Raw genomic sequence first — 14677 nt, 5'->3', positions numbered from 1 at the left:
AAAAAGAGGCATTTATAGATGCCTCTTTAATTTAAAATATGTTTTATTCTGTTTCTACTTTAGATTCTTTTATAATTTTATCTTGTATATCAGGACTTGTTTCATTATAATGAGAAAATTTCATATTAAAATAACCTTTTCCTGAGGTTAAAGAGCTAAGTCTTGGAGAAAAGTCCATCATTTCGGCTAAAGGTATTTCTGCATTTATTTTATCATTACCTTTCCCATAGTTTTCCATTCCCATTGGTCTTCCTCTCTTTGAGGTAATTTCTCCCATTACGTCTCCAGTATATTCATTTGGAACAAAAACTTCAACTTGCATTATAGGTTCTAATATCACTGATTTTGCCATTTTAAGAGCTTCTTTAAAGGCAGCTCTTGCTGCAATTTGAAAAGCGATATCAGAAGAATCAACTTCATGATGAGAACCATCGTATAGCGTAACTTTAACATCAACAACGGGGTAACCTGCTAAGATTCCATTTTTCATAGCTTCTTGTATTCCTTTATCAACTGAAGGAATATAACTTTTTGGTATAACTCCTCCAACTATTTCGTCTACAAATTCATACCCTTCTCCGCGTTGAAGCGGTTCTACTCTAATTTTAACATGCCCATATTGCCCATGACCACCAGTTTGTTTTTTATGTTTATATTCTGCTTCGGTAGAAGTTCTAATAGTTTCTCTATATGCAATTTTTGGTTCACCTATATTGATCTTAATTTCAAAATTTTTCTTAAGTCTTTCCATCATAACTTCTAAATGGGTTGAACCTATACCACTAACAACAGTTTCACCAGTTTCTGAGTCAAAATTCCAAGTAAAGGTAGGGTCAGATTCGGATAGTTTTTGAAGCGCATTTGTGATCTTATCTATTTCATTTTTAGATTCAGGACTAATAGATTTAGAAATCATAGGTTCTGGAAACTTAGCTTCTTTTAAAATCACTTTTTTCCCTTTTGTTATTGTTGAACCTATAAATGTATTTTTCAATTTAGGTATTAAAATAATATCCCCCGGACTAGCTACATCTAATTCTTCATTTTTATCACTTCTTGGAATATATAGATGTGAAGCTTTTTCATTTGACTCTTGCTGTACTATATAAAATGAATCTCCAGCTTTTAATTGTCCTGAAACTATTCTTATATAAGTTAATTTTCCAACAAAAGGATCAACATCATTTTTTATAATAATTCCAGTTAAATCTCCATTTTCATCAGGTTTTATCTCTGCACCATCTTCAGTTTCAAAAATTCTTTCTGAAACAAGCATACCAAATTTTTTTAGTGCTGTTAACAATCTATCTACCCCAATATTTTGTAGAGCTGAACCAACTAAAACAGGTGCAATAGCATCGTGATCAAAAGCTTCATGTAAATCGTTCATTAAATCATCTTGTGAAAGAGAATCTTCTCCTCCTTCAAAATATTTTTCCAGTAATTCGTCATCAAATTCAACTATATCTTCAACCAGTTCAGAATGGTAAAGATCAAAATATTCTTTTGCATCTTTATCTACATCATTAATTTCGGTATATTTACCTGATGTATCTTTTTCATATATGTAACTACTTTTTGTAAGTAAATTAACAATACCTTTAAACTTTTCACCTTCCCCAATAGGAACTTGGAAAGGAACTATTTTTAATCCATCTTCAAATTTTTCTTTTAATTGAGAAACTACGTTACCAAAGTTAGATCCTTCTTTATCAACCTGATTTATAAAAAATAAAACAGGCTTGTTCATTTCTCTCGCTACATTCCAAATTCTTTCTGTTGATACTTCAACTCCTGCATGTGCATTTACAACTATCAATACATTATCTACTGAATGAAGAGCAATTTCAATATCTCCTAAAAATTCTGCTGAACCTGGAGTATCGATAAAATTTACACGTAAATCTTCATAATCTACAGTTACCACATGATTAGAATATGTTGCTCCTTTTTCTTTTTCTATGGGTTCTTTATCTAAATATTTTTGTCCTATTCTGTCTGCACCAGCATAGTCTTTTAAAATAGCATCCATTAAAGTTGTTTTACCGCATGCATGATGTCCAAATACGCCTATAACTCTTTTTTGGGTAGTATTAAACTTCCCCATAATTCCCCACCTCCAGTAACATATTTTTATTTATCTACAGGATAGATATTTATAAATACAGGAATATAATCTCTTAATCTTTCACTCCCGTTATTCATTATTTTCCCATCGTAATAGAAAAGTGATGATCCTCCCCCATCGAACATGATTGCTTTTTTATAATTTCCCATTAAGTCTAATAATTCTTTCATCCCATCATAATTTAAACCTAAATTTTCATCAACGTAACCTTCAACCACAATAAATGTTACCATATTTTCATTATCAATTGCAAATGCTGTCCTGGGGGATTTACCATAAATAATCCCATTAGAATATGCTCTTTTTTCTTCTAATAACATTTCTTCACTATATTCATCATTCAATAAAATAGGTCCGCCTTCTACAAGAGTTTTTATACTTGATTCTATATTTTCACTATAAGTTATATCAAAGGTTACGTCCGATCCTACTTTTATTTCTTGTAGATATTTTTCATATTTTTTGCTTATTATTAATAGTTTTTGAGATTCTGAATAATCCTTAGAATTAATCTTTTTTATTTCTGAGTCTTCTATAACAAAGAAAAGATATTCTTCAAAAGACTCTTCTATTTCGCCCTTGTATTTGCTGGTATAAATTTTTACTTCTGCTTTCCATTTGGAATTAACTGATTTAACCCAAAAAAGCATTCCATCTAAATTCACTTTATATTCTAACTTTACATAATCTATGTTCATTTTGCCATTTTTATTGATAAAAAAGGCTGGCCTCGAATAGGCGCTAAGATGTTGGATTTCTCCATTAACAATTATATTACCCAAAGGTTCCAATGTTTTCACATCAAAAAAAGATGCATTTATAGACGCAATTATATCTTGGTTATCTTCAAAATAAGATTTTACTGTTTTTGAGTTACCTAAATTATTGAGACCTATCTGAAAATCATATTTTGACGGATCTATCTTAAGGCTATAAACCTGTATTTCATTGCCTGAAACTAAATATTTTCCCTGATCATATTCTAAGCCTTTATAATTATTATTTATTTCTTTAACGGGCATGAATTTTTCAGAATAGTTAAAATCTAAAGTAAAACGGGGTCCTTTTATTGATTTTTCATAATTTGGAATATCATTAAATTTTAAATATATTTGGCCTCTATCGTAAGTATAATTTAAATTAGAAGGTATAAATTTTATATCAAGTACCGGTTTAATTGAAAGAATAATTGACGAATTAACTTCATTTATATTAAACATTGAATCATGAATTGTTCTATCAAACTCAATTTCAAATTTGTTATTTGTGAATACTATGTCTTTAATTAAAGGCATTTGATCAAAAAAATATAAATTCTGAACAGTTTCATAAGATTTTAGGAATAAAAAATTTTCTATAACATCTTTTCTGATATAAACTTCACCTTCTGATTCTAAAATTGAATTTTCATATTTTTTATTAAAATCTATTTTAGAATATTGATTTTTTAAATTTATCTCTAATATTTTTTGATTATAGACATAAAAAAATATATTATTGTTTGAATTTTTTGAAATATTATCAGATTCAAAAATATTAGAATTCACAAAAAATTCACTTGATTTTTTAATTGTTTTAAATTCTAAAGGAGTTGATGGTTTTGTTAATAAATATGCATCAGAGAATACTGTAATTGTAGTTAATATAGTTAATAATATAAATAATAACTTATTCAAAACACCCTTCCCCCTTAGTCAATTATTTCATAAATAGTTTTGACAATAAATTCATCTGGTTTTTTATCAGAAATTTTTATAGCATTTTTAATTGTCTTTTCGGATTCTTTTAAATCAGAATTGTCAGAATAATAAAGCGTTACAATTTTATCACCTTTTTTTATTTTATCACCAAGCTTAACATGAACTTCTAAGCCAACGCTAAGATCAATTACGTCTTCTTTAGTTGCTCTTCCTGCTCCTAACATCATAGAAGCTATACCAATTTTTTCAGTATCAAAATTAAAAATATATCCATCATTTTCTGCATATATTTCTTTTTTATTTTTAGATATAGTTAGTAAATTTGGATCGTCTACAACTTCTGAATTGCCACCTTGAGCACTAATCCATTCTTTCATTTTTTTTGCTACAGTACCATTTTCAATGTTTTTATTCAATTTTTCCTTAGCTTCTTCATAACTCATTTCTTCAGATAACTCTGCCATATAGCAAGCTAACTCAACGCAAAGTTCTTGAAAATCATTTGGCCCTTTACCTTTTACTGTTTCAATTGCTTCGTAAACTTCTAATGCATTTCCTACTTTCATTCCCAAAGGTTGGTTCATATTGGTAACTAAAGCTTTCATATTTTTACCATTCATTTTCCCTATACTAACCATTGACTCTGCAAGTGTCTTAGCATCTTGTATATCTTTCATAAAAGCACCTGTTCCGGCTTTTACATCAAGTATTATTCCATCAGAATCAATAGCTAATTTTTTACTCATTATACTCGAAGCAATTAAAGATATTTCGTCAACAGTTGCAGTAAGATCTCTCAAAGCGTAAATTTTTTTATCTGCAGGTGCAATATTTGCCGTTTGGCCTGCAATTGCAATACCAGTTTTATTTGCAATATCTATAAATTCTTCAGTACTCAAAGCAGTTTTATAGCCCGGTATAGATTCAAGCTTATCAATTGTACCGCCTGTGTGTCCTAATCCTCTACCAGATAATTTTGAAACTGATAATCCTAAAGATGCTACCATTGGTGCTAATGCTATTGTTGTTTTGTCACCAACTCCACCTGTCGAATGCTTATCTATTTTTTTCCCTTTAATGTCTTTTAAAGAGACTCTATCTCCACTGTTTAACATAGCTATTGTGAGATTATATCTTTCTTCATCAGTCATGTGATTAAAGTATACTGCCATCAACCATGCTGCCATTTGATAATCTTTTAGTTCTCCTGAAACATAGTTATTAATCATGAATTCAACTTCTTCTTTTGTATTTTCTAATCCATTTCTTTTTTTCATTATTACATCATACGCTCTCATTAGCATTTCCTCCTTTAAAATTTATTTTAAATAAAGTGCCGTTGTTTTCTTCACTTTCCAAATAAATTCTTGCATTATGCTTATCTAATATGGTTTTAACTATATAAAGACCTAATCCAAACCCACCAATTTGTCTAGTCCTTGATTTATCAACTCTATAAAACATATCGTAAATTTTTTGTATTTCTTTTGAGGGGATCCCAATTCCATCATCTTCGATTTCTAAGACAACCTCATTTTTTTCTTCATTTTTCTCTTGATAAAGTCTAATCCAAACATTTTTTTTAGTTGATTTCTTTAAAGACGTAAACTTCAAAGCATTATCTAATAAATTATAAATGACTTGTAAAATTCTGTCATCATTAGCTTTTATGTATATATCTTCTTCTATTTCAGAAATTAAGTTTATATCCATTTCATTGGCTAACATTGAGAAAAAATTATAGGATTTGGTAGCAATATTTGAAATATTTACTTTCTCCATTGACATCTCTGTATTGATATTTTTTTCCAACCTTCCTAAATCCAATAAATCATTTACCAATCTTGTAAGCCTGGCAGTTTCATCTTCAATTATATTTAACATTTTTTTGTAATATTTATCAATCGATTCATCCATCAGTAAATTTTCTACATAACCATTTATAACAGTCAAAGGCGTTCTTAATTCATGAGACATTATAGTAAAAAATTCTTTTCTTAATGATTCAAAGTTTTTCTCTCTTGTTATATCGGTTAAAATTATTATTTTGTATTTTTCATCTATTGAAGGCGATTTTACTGTACAATTATAGTATCTTTTTTCCGGTGAATAAAAAAGTATTTCTTCTTGAAGTTCTTCATTCCTTTTGTAACTCTTTAATATTAAATCTATCAAATTGTGAGAGTCAACAATCTCTGCGAGAGACCTACCAATATAATCTTCTATAGTAAATATTTTTCTTGAAGACGTATTTGCAAAGTCAACCTTGATTAAATCTCCTTCATATAAAGAAACTAAAATCACACCCTCGTTTAAAGAGTCTAAAATAGAATATATATTTCTTCTACGGTTTTTTTCTGATTCATAGTTATTCTTTAGCTTTTTTATAGTATTATTCAATTGATGTAATAAAAAGTCGTCAGATGGATTATTTATGTTTACTTGGACTGTTTTGGAAATTTCTTTTTTTAGCTTTTTATAATTACCTTTTATATTTCTCATACTAAAATAATAATAAATAAAAGCAAGCGTAAGTATAATTAAAACAATTGTTAAAATGGTATAAATTATCATTATATCACCTCTAAAAATGACAATTGAAAAAAAGCGACAGAAAAAAATCTGCCGCTTTAATAATTTATATTAATCGTTTTTATCTTTTCCTGGATCTCTAAACTTATATCCTTTACCTCTTACGGTTATAATATATTTTGGATTTGAAGGATCTTCTTCAATTTTTGTTCTTAATCTTCTTATGTGCACATCAACTGTTCTGGTATCTCCATAGTAATCATAACCCCATAATTTATCTAAAAGAACATCTCTGTTAAATACTTTACCTTCATTTTTTGCAAGGAATACTAAAAGATCAAATTCTAATGGAGTTAAACTAACTAATTCTCCTCTAACCCAAACCTCCAATCTTTCTGTATCAATTACTAAGTCTTTTGCAGATATTTTCTTTGGGCCTTCTTCTTTCATCTGTGAAGCTGTAGTTTGTCTTCTAAAAATACTTTTAATTCTTGCTAACAACTCTCTTACATTGAATGGTTTTGTAACATAGTCATCACTACCTAATTCTAATCCAGCAACTTTATCGGCAGCATCATCTTTAGCACTTAATATTAATACCGGAGTTGCTTTGTGATTCTCGTTACTTTTAATAATTCTTATTAAATCAAATCCATCCATAGAACCAGGTAACATTATATCTACAATGAAAAAGTCTACATCTTTTTCTTCAACTACCTTAAGAGCTTCATCTGCTGAACCTGCTGATAATACATCATATCCTTCTTTTGAAAGATTAATTGATAGCATTTCAGAAATTGCAGGATCATCTTCAACTATCATAATAGTTTTCTTTGCCATAATAATTCCCCCCTTTTGGGTTAAATTTTATTTATTGTTTTTATTTTTTCTTCTTTTTGTTTTTTTAAATATTTTTTTGACACAACTGTTCTAATTAAATTAAATTCAGCAATTTTATTTATTTCATCAAAAGCTTCACCTTTAAAATAAATGTTATTGTTAATAATTTTTTCTGGAATAATTTTCAAATAAACATTTGTATCGTACGGAGTTAGAGAAAGATGTGTTAGCTTTATATTTGAAACTACTGATGTTTCATCATTTCCAAGATAATCCGATAATATTTCAAAAGCAGCTTTATGAATCTCTTCAATTAACGAAGAAGTACTTAATAATTTATCGTTTAATAAATCATCATCTTCAGACCATATCAAATCTTCTGAGCTAAATTTAAAATTAAAATTGTATTCTTTATCAACAATGTTATTAATATCTTTATTCATACATCCCCCTCCTTAAATTTTTTGCTGATTATCTTTCAAGTCACTATTTTATACTTTATATTTTGTTTCATATATATATTTTATTTGGTAAGCTTCTTTTTCCATTAATTCTTCTAAGTCGTCTCCTGATATTGTTTCTTTTTTCAAAAGAATATCAGCTATATACTCTACTTTTTCTTTATTTTCCTCAAGTTTTTCTTTAGCTATTTTATAACAATCATTAATAATTTTTCTTATTTCAGAATCTACTTCATCGGCTGTATCTTCTGAGTAATTTTTTGTTTTAGCCAAGTCCTTACCAAGGAAAACTTCTCCTTCTTCCTCTCCCCAGGCTATTGGACCTATTTTTTTACTCATACCTAATTGTAAAATCATTACTTTTGCTAATTTAGTGGCTCTTTTAAGATCATTCCCAGCTCCAGAGGTAATTTCGTTAAAAAATAATTCTTCAGAAGCTCTTCCTGCAAGCATTGTAGTTATTCGATCATAAAATTCTGATTTTGATGTTAAAAATTTATCTTCCTCGGGAATTTGCAATGTATAACCTAAAGCCGAATGGCCCCTTGGTACTATAGTAACCTTGTGAACTGGATCTGCATTCGGAAGCAAATGCCCAACAATCGCATGTCCCAATTCATGAAAAGCTATAATTCTTCTTTCATTTTCAGAAATAATTCTTGATTTTCTTTCTGGCCCCGCTATTACTCTCTCTATTGCTTCTTCACAATCTTCCATTTTAATTGTTTTTCTACCATTTCCTGCAGCTAATAAGGCTGCTTCATTTATTAAATTTTCTAAATCTGCCCCAACAAATCCAGGAGTTCTAAGTGCTAAAGTGTGCACATCAACATTCGGTTCTATTTTTTTCCCTTTCATGTGTATTTTTAAGATTTCCTCTCTGCCTTCCAAATCTGGTCTATCGATAATAATTTTTTTGTCAAATCTTCCAGGCCTTAATAAAGCTCTATCAAGTATATCCGGTCTATTAGTTGCAGCCATTACTACTATACCTGAATTGACTTCAAAACCGTCCATCTCTACTAAAAGTGAATTTAAAGTTTGTTCTCTTTCATCATTTCCACCACCCAAGCCGGCACCTCTTGCCCTACCGACAGCATCAATTTCATCTATAAAAATTATGGCAGATTTTTCTTTTTTAGCTTCTTTAAATAGTTCTCTAACTCTTGAAGCTCCAACTCCAACAAACATTTCAACAAAATCAGAACCACTTATAAAGTAAAAAGGCACGCCTGCTTCGCCAGCAACTGCTCGTGCTAACAATGTTTTACCAGTACCGGGTTCACCAACCAAGAGCAACCCTTTTGGCATCCTGGCACCTATTTTACTAAAAGAATCAGGATTTTTAAGAAATTTTACTATATCAATTAATTCTTCTTTTGCCTCTTGAATACCAGCAACATCATTGAACGTTACTTTAGGTCTATTAACATCGTATTTTTTAGCAGGACTTTTTGAAACTCCAATTCCCCTATTGCCGCTGTTTCTTGGCCTTAATATCATTATCCACAAGAATATAAAAAATGCAATAGGCAAAAGGTATGTTAAAAGGTTCACCCACCAGCTTGACCCTATTCCCTCTACAAACTTAATATTTATACCCTTGTTTGCTAAACCATACAAAAACTCTCTTTCTTGTAATATTCTTGGTGCATATAATTCAAATTCGCTTCCATCCTTAGTTGTTAAGTTAATACTTCCTGTGTTTTCTACTTGCATACTTGCAACTCTTTCTTCGTTTATCATTTGTAAAAACTGATCATAAGTCAATTCACTTTGATTAGAATTGTTATTTATTAAAAAAATTGATAGAACCATTATACTTGCTATAATAAAGTAAATTACTATAATTACCGGATTTATTCTTTTTTGATTCTTATTGTTTTTATTGTTTTTATCATCTGACAAAACTATTACTCCCTTTCTATTATTAAAGTATTTTTATTTTTTTCTATCTTTATACCTTTAAACTGTTTGCTTTTTTTGCTCCCCATTTTGATAATTTTTTTAGTCTCCTCATAATTGGGTGGATATTGTTTACATCTAAGAAAGAATAATCTTAAAACCTCTTCATCAAAAATATCTTTTTTTATATCAAAATAAAATTTGTTTTCATTTTGATGTATACGTTTTAAATATTCATTTTCTACTTGTTGTCTATATTCCCAAGCAATTCTGGCAAATTTAAAAAAGTTATTTTCAAAGTTATCGTTTATTAATTCTAATTCAGGTAATATTTTATTTCTAATTCTATTTCTTGAATAATTATTTTCAAAATTGGATTTATCAATTTTATATTTAACATTATCAATTGTAACATAATTTATTATCTCTTTCAAAGTTACAGTTAACATTGGCCTTGTTAACATTTCGTTAATAGGCAACAAACCTGATACACCATAAATTCCAGTTCCTCTGGAAAGCCTATAAATGATAGTTTCTACAAGATCACTCATATGATGGGCCGTTGCTATTTTATTATAGTTGTTTTTTTTTGCAATATCAAACAAAAAATCATATCTCATGTTCCTTGCAGATAATTCTATATTTTTATAATTTTTTTCATTTGCCTCACCATAATAATATTTAATTTTTAATTTTTTTGCCTCTTCCTCAACAAATATTTTCTCTTCTTCACTCTCTTTTCTAAGTTTATGGTTAAAATGTGCAACTCCAATTTCTAAATTCATTATTTTAGATATTTTATACATTACTTTTAATAAACTCATGCTATCTTTACCACCAGATATTGCTAATAATATTTTATCATATTTTTCATATATGTTATAATTCTTTATAAATTTATAAATTTTCTTTTCAAATTCATTAAGCATGATTAACTCCCATTTGTAATAGCGTTGGAGCCGGTGAAGGGAATCGAACCCCCAACCTACTCATTACGAATGAGTTGCTCTACCTTTGAGCCACACCGGCTAAATTACTAAGTAAATTATACTATATATTGTTTTTATTTCAAAAATTTATTTAAATATATGTAATTTTATATTTCTTCATTATAAAAATGTTTTATAGTATAATAAGTATGATATTAAAAAAGGAGAGTGGATATTATGTTAGCTCCTGTTTTCTTTTTAGACAAACTAAGTGGAGAACAAGTTTTAATTATAAAAAATACTTTTGAGAAAAAAAACTTTAAAACAACAAAGGATATAGATAAAGCAGACATTATCATAACTAATGACGCCAAAAAAAATTTTGTTGACAAAATAACTATATATATAAATGAAAATAAAGTTTTCTTTAAAGATAAAAATACCAAATTAGAAATTTCTGGTGAGTTCGAAAATATTTTAGATACAGTAATTATTCATTCCTTTTCTTCTTTTAAAGGATGTAGACCTTTCGAATTTCTCGATTTTACAGAAAAAACTTCAAAGAAGATTTCAAAATTTTTACAAGCTTTGGTAATAACAATGGAAGTAGAAGATAAAGATACAAAAATGAGTCATTCACAACGTGTTGCTTATTATTCAGAAAAATTTGCAAAATATTTGAAATGGGACCAACAAAAAATTTCAAAAATTAAAGAACTTGCAATGTTGCACGATATTGGCAGAATAGGTATCGAGCAATTAATGCTTTTTACCCCGACAAGGATAAACGATTTTGAAACATGGGATTTGGAACACACAGTAACAGGCTCTATATTTCTAAGTTCTCTTGACGAACTTTGGTGGACAGTTCCCGTGATTAGAAGTCATCATGAAAATTGGAATGGGTCGGGTTATCCTGATGGATTATCTGGTGAAGATATTCCTTATTTAGCCAGGTTTATAGGAATTGTCGATTGGTTTGATATTGCCACCCACACTGCCTCATCAGAATTCGAAGGTATGATGACTATACAAGATGCAATAAAATATATAGATAAAAAGTCAGGTATAATATTTGATCCAGTTTTGAGCAAAGAGTTTCTAAATTTTATAAGCGAGCATTTAAAAAACAACAAATTTATATAAATTCGGAGGTGTACTATGAGTTCTAGTTGGGTATATATAAAAGATCTAAAAGACTATTTAGACAAAAAAATAATTTTAAAAGGGTGGATGTGGAACAAACGATCTTCTGGAAAAATTGCTTTTTTACAAATTAGAGATGGATATGGTTTTGTGCAAGTTATAGCTGAAAAATCTGTTCTTGGAGAAGATTTCTTTAATGAAATTAAAAAATTAAAAAATGAATCAAGTTTGATAATAGAGGGAACTGTAAAGAAAGATGACAGATCTCCTGTTGGTGTTGAAATATTAGCTGAAAAAATTGAAATTATTCATGAGCCAAATGAAGATTATCCTATTTCTAATAAAGAGCATGGCATAGACTTTCTTATGGAAAATAGGCACTTATGGTTAAGATCCAGAAAACAATTTCATATATTGAGAGTTAGAAACCAAATTATTAAAGCTATAAGAGAGTTTTACTTGGAAAATGATTTTACTTTAATAGACACACCAATTTTCACAGGTTCTATTGGAGAATCAGCCGGTAACACTTTTGAAATGGAATATTTTGATTATGGAAAAGTTTATCTTGCTCAAACAGGACAACTATATCTTGAAGCTGCTTGCCAGTCCTTAGGGAAAGTTTTTAACTTAGGACCTACTTTTAGAGCTGAAAAATCAAAAACAAGAAGACATTTAATAGAATTCTGGATGAATGAAGCTGAAGTAGCATTTTATGAACACGAAGATAATATAAAACTCCAAAACGATTTAGTCAACTACATTGTTAAATCTGTTTTAGAAAATGTTAGAGATGATTTAGAAGCTTTAGAAAGAGATATTTCCAAACTGGAAGCTGTTAATGGAGAATTCCCGAGAATCACTTATACAGAAGCAGTTGAAGTACTACAAAATCAAGGTTATAATATTAATTGGGGAGACGACTTAGGTGCCGAACACGAAACAAAATTATCTTCTAAATATGACAAGCCTCTTATAATAGAAAAATATCCAAAACATGCTAAAGCTTTTTACATGCAACCTGATCCACAAAATCCTGAAGTCGTTTTATGTGACGATATGTTAGCTCCTGAAGGATATGGCGAAATTATTGGAGCTTCAGAAAGAATTTGGAAAGAAGAAGTTCTTCTTAAAAGATTAGAAGAAGAAAACCTTTCTAAAGATGACTATCAGTGGTACCTTGATTTAAGAAAATTTGGTAGTGTACCTCATAGTGGTTTTGGATTAGGAATTGAAAGAACTGTTGCCTGGATCTGTGGATTAGAACACATAAGAGAAACAATCCCTTTTCCAAGAACATTATATAGAGTGTACCCTTAATTTTGGAGTGATTTTTATGGAATTTGAAGATAAAGGGCTTTTAAACCCTTTAGATAAACAGGACGAGGTTAACATTGTTAACCTTCGTCCTAAGTTTTTAAATGAATATATTGGCCAAAACACTATAAAAAGAAAGCTGAATGTCGCAATTGACGCAGCAAAATTGAGAAAAGAAAATTTGGATCATACAATTTTGGCAGGGCCCCCCGGCCTTGGTAAAACAACTATGGCCAATGTAATTGCAAATGAAATGGGGTCAAATATTCAAATAACAAGTGGCCCTGTACTTGAAAGAGCTGGCGATTTGGCTGCAATTTTGACAAACCTATCAACAGGTGACATATTGTTTATAGATGAAATTCACAGACTGAACAGGTCTGTTGAAGAAATTCTATACTCTGCCATGGAAGATTTTCAACTGGATATTATGATAGGTAAAGGACCTTCGGCAAGATCAATAAGAGTAGATTTACAACCTTTCACACTTATTGGGGCAACAACCAGACTGGGGCTTTTGGCCTCACCTTTAAGAAGCAGATTTGGTTTGATTTTAGAGATGGATTTTTACCCTGCTGATGACTTGAAAGAAATAATAGTTAGGTCTGCAGATTTATTAGATATAAAAATCAATGATGATGCTGCTTTACTTCTTGCACAAAGGTCTAGAGGAACTCCAAGAATTGCCAACAGACTTTTAAAAAGAGTTAGAGATTTTGTTCAAGTAAAAGAAAAAGATACAATAGACATTGAACATGTAGAAGAGACAATGAAGTTATATGAAATAGATCATTTTGGTTTAGATGAAATGGATAGAAAAATTTTAAAAACTGTTATAATAAATTATAAAGGTGGACCTGTTGGTATCAATGCGTTGGGTAGTTCATTAGGTATAGAAAGCGATACAATAAGCGAAGTTTATGAACCCTACTTATTACAGAACGGTTTTCTTATTAGAACACACAGAGGCCGATTGGCAACAGACAAAGCATACAAACATTTGAAATTGTCTCAAAATCATAAAGATTTGAATTTATGGGGTGATTCTAATGGATAAAATAAAAGATAGATTAAAAAATGTAAAAAGTATTATAAATTCTATTAATCCCAATGCAAAATTAGTTGTCGTATCTAAATTTTTCCCTGAAGAAAATATTTTAGAAGTTTTAAATGAAGGACATAATATTTTTGGGGAAAGTAAAGCCCAAGAACTAAGAGACAAATACGAAAATTTAAAAAACAAAAAAATTGAATGGCATTTTATTGGCTCAATACAGACCAATAAAATAAAATATATTGTGCCTATATGTGATTTAATCCATTCTGTATATAGAGAAAAAGAAATGAAAGAAATAGATAAAAGAGCTAAAGAGAACGGAAAAATACAACAAATTCTTCTCGAAGTTAATGTTAGTGGTGAAGAGTCGAAGTCAGGAATTAATATTAATTCTGTCAAGAATTTGCTGAATAGTTCGTTAAAATTTGAAAATATAAGAGTTGTTGGCTTGATGACAATGGCTCCACTAACAGAAAATGAAGAAATCATTAGAAGTACATTTAAAAAATTGAAGGATCTCAAAGAGGAATTAAAAGATGAATACAAAGATTTAAAAGAACTTTCTATGGGAATGTCAAATGATTTTAAAATAGCTTTAGAAGAAGGAGCAACTATTGTTAGAATTGGTTCAAAAATTTTCGGAAAACGAAATTATTAGGAAG

Annotated in this window: 12 protein-coding genes and 1 tRNA gene; 4 read left to right on the top strand and 9 right to left on the bottom strand. The window is 29.3% G+C overall.

The window, feature by feature from the left end; translation table 11 throughout:
• Nucleotides 1-43: 43 nt before the first annotated feature.
• The 9 genes from fusA to BLS00_RS02665 all read right to left on the bottom strand — a co-directional run bounded on the left by fusA (nucleotide 44) and on the right by BLS00_RS02665 (nucleotide 10595).
• Nucleotides 44-2107, bottom strand: coding sequence for an elongation factor G (gene fusA / locus BLS00_RS02705; protein WP_091402611.1), 2064 nt, complete (start codon nucleotides 2105-2107; stop codon nucleotides 44-46).
• Between the two features lie 26 nt (nucleotides 2108-2133).
• On the bottom strand, nucleotides 2134-3804 hold the full coding sequence (locus BLS00_RS02700; RefSeq protein WP_091402610.1) for a phosphodiester glycosidase family protein: 1671 nt from the start codon (nucleotides 3802-3804) through the stop codon (nucleotides 2134-2136).
• A gap of 14 nt (nucleotides 3805-3818) precedes the next feature.
• Nucleotides 3819-5126, bottom strand: coding sequence for a thymidine phosphorylase (locus BLS00_RS02695; protein ID WP_091402609.1), 1308 nt, complete (start codon nucleotides 5124-5126; stop codon nucleotides 3819-3821).
• Nucleotides 5113-6402 carry a sensor histidine kinase gene (locus BLS00_RS02690; protein ID WP_091402608.1) on the bottom strand — a complete coding sequence of 430 codons (1290 nt, stop codon included), beginning with the start codon at nucleotides 6400-6402 and terminating at the stop codon, nucleotides 5113-5115. Before BLS00_RS02690 ends, BLS00_RS02695 begins: the two co-directional genes overlap by 14 nt.
• 69 nt (nucleotides 6403-6471) lie before the next feature.
• Complete coding sequence (locus BLS00_RS02685; protein WP_091402607.1) at nucleotides 6472-7200, bottom strand: response regulator transcription factor; 729 nt, start codon at nucleotides 7198-7200, stop codon at nucleotides 6472-6474.
• Between the two features lie 20 nt (nucleotides 7201-7220).
• On the bottom strand, nucleotides 7221-7643 hold the full coding sequence (locus BLS00_RS02680) for a thioesterase family protein (RefSeq protein ID WP_091402606.1): 423 nt from the start codon (nucleotides 7641-7643) through the stop codon (nucleotides 7221-7223).
• A 48-nt stretch (nucleotides 7644-7691) separates the two neighbouring features.
• A complete protein-coding gene (gene ftsH, locus BLS00_RS02675) occupies nucleotides 7692-9569 on the bottom strand; it encodes an ATP-dependent zinc metalloprotease FtsH (protein WP_143012934.1) in 1878 nt (625 codons plus the stop codon).
• A 5-nt stretch (nucleotides 9570-9574) separates the two neighbouring features.
• Entirely contained in the window at nucleotides 9575-10495 is a 921-nt protein-coding gene (gene tilS, locus BLS00_RS02670; protein ID WP_091402605.1) for a tRNA lysidine(34) synthetase TilS, read from the bottom strand.
• A 25-nt stretch (nucleotides 10496-10520) separates the two neighbouring features.
• Nucleotides 10521-10595 (bottom strand) — tRNA-Thr (locus tag BLS00_RS02665).
• Between the two features lie 137 nt (nucleotides 10596-10732).
• On the opposite strand from BLS00_RS02665, the gene BLS00_RS02660 reads away from it, so the two are divergent.
• Genes BLS00_RS02660 through BLS00_RS02645 form a run of 4 tightly spaced genes read left to right on the top strand, consistent with a single transcriptional unit; the run spans nucleotide 10733 to nucleotide 14673 of the window.
• On the top strand, nucleotides 10733-11641 hold the full coding sequence (locus BLS00_RS02660; RefSeq protein ID WP_091402603.1) for an HD-GYP domain-containing protein: 909 nt from the start codon (nucleotides 10733-10735) through the stop codon (nucleotides 11639-11641).
• A gap of 15 nt (nucleotides 11642-11656) precedes the next feature.
• Nucleotides 11657-12961: an asparagine--tRNA ligase gene (gene asnS, locus BLS00_RS02655; protein WP_091402602.1), complete on the top strand. Its 1305-nt coding sequence runs from the start codon at nucleotides 11657-11659 to the stop codon at nucleotides 12959-12961.
• A 16-nt stretch (nucleotides 12962-12977) separates the two neighbouring features.
• Nucleotides 12978-14015, top strand: a complete 1038-nt coding sequence (gene ruvB / locus BLS00_RS02650; protein WP_091402600.1) for a Holliday junction branch migration DNA helicase RuvB — start codon at nucleotides 12978-12980, stop codon at nucleotides 14013-14015.
• Nucleotides 14008-14673, top strand: coding sequence for a YggS family pyridoxal phosphate-dependent enzyme (locus BLS00_RS02645; protein ID WP_091402599.1), 666 nt, complete (start codon nucleotides 14008-14010; stop codon nucleotides 14671-14673). The genes ruvB and BLS00_RS02645 overlap by 8 nt, the downstream gene beginning before the upstream one ends.
• The last annotated feature ends 4 nt before the right edge of the window (nucleotides 14674-14677 follow it).

It is taken from the genome of Geotoga petraea, assembly GCF_900102615.1.
Lineage (GTDB): Bacteria > Thermotogota > Thermotogae > Petrotogales > Petrotogaceae > Geotoga > Geotoga petraea.
The sequence above is the reverse complement of the archived record's forward strand: the minus strand, read 5'-3'. Positions and strand labels throughout refer to the sequence as shown.

Coding starts and splice junctions, on each gene's coding strand:
- fusA (WP_091402611.1), bottom strand. CDS start 2,107: ATGGGGAAGTTTAATACTACCCAAAAAAGAGTTATAGGCGTATTTGGA.
- BLS00_RS02695 (WP_091402609.1), bottom strand. CDS start 5,126: ATGAGAGCGTATGATGTAATAATGAAAAAAAGAAATGGATTAGAAAAT.
- BLS00_RS02690 (WP_091402608.1), bottom strand. CDS start 6,402: ATGATAATTTATACCATTTTAACAATTGTTTTAATTATACTTACGCTT.
- BLS00_RS02685 (WP_091402607.1), bottom strand. CDS start 7,200: ATGGCAAAGAAAACTATTATGATAGTTGAAGATGATCCTGCAATTTCT.
- BLS00_RS02680 (WP_091402606.1), bottom strand. CDS start 7,643: ATGAATAAAGATATTAATAACATTGTTGATAAAGAATACAATTTTAAT.
- tilS (WP_091402605.1), bottom strand. CDS start 10,495: ATGCTTAATGAATTTGAAAAGAAAATTTATAAATTTATAAAGAATTAT.
- BLS00_RS02660 (WP_091402603.1), top strand. CDS start 10,733: ATGTTAGCTCCTGTTTTCTTTTTAGACAAACTAAGTGGAGAACAAGTT.
- asnS (WP_091402602.1), top strand. CDS start 11,657: ATGAGTTCTAGTTGGGTATATATAAAAGATCTAAAAGACTATTTAGAC.
- ruvB (WP_091402600.1), top strand. CDS start 12,978: ATGGAATTTGAAGATAAAGGGCTTTTAAACCCTTTAGATAAACAGGAC.
- BLS00_RS02645 (WP_091402599.1), top strand. CDS start 14,008: ATGGATAAAATAAAAGATAGATTAAAAAATGTAAAAAGTATTATAAAT.